The following is a 463-nucleotide window of genomic DNA, read 5'->3' as shown; positions in this document are numbered from 1 at the left end:
ACCTTCCTCCAGTTTATCACTGGCAGTCTCCTTTGAGTTCCCGGCCGAACCGCTGGCAACAAAGGATAAGGGTTGCGCTCGTTGCGGGACTTAACCCAACATTTCACAACACGAGCTGACGACAGCCATGCAGCACCTGTCTCAGAGTTCCCGAAGGCACCAAAGCATCTCTGCTAAGTTCTCTGGATGTCAAGAGTAGGTAAGGTTCTTCGCGTTGCATCGAATTAAACCACATGCTCCACCGCTTGTGCGGGCCCCCGTCAATTCATTTGAGTTTTAACCTTGCGGCCGTACTCCCCAGGCGGTCGACTTAACGCGTTAGCTCCGGAAGCCACTCCTCAAGGGAACAACCTCCAAGTCGACATCGTTTACGGCGTGGACTACCAGGGTATCTAATCCTGTTTGCTCCCCACGCTTTCGCACCTGAGCGTCAGTCTTTGTCCAGGGGGCCGCCTTCGCCACC

General features: G+C 54.9%; 1 rRNA gene. It reads right to left on the bottom strand.

The annotated features are described in order from the left end of the window. Window positions 1–463: ribosomal RNA gene (locus D9V41_RS16335) — 16S ribosomal RNA — on the bottom strand; the annotation flags it as partial.

It is taken from the genome of Aeromicrobium phragmitis (assembly GCF_003674095.1).
GTDB lineage: Bacteria > Actinomycetota > Actinomycetes > Propionibacteriales > Nocardioidaceae > Aeromicrobium > Aeromicrobium phragmitis.
Note: the sequence above shows the minus strand (reverse complement) of the source record. Positions and strands in the feature narration are given on the sequence as shown.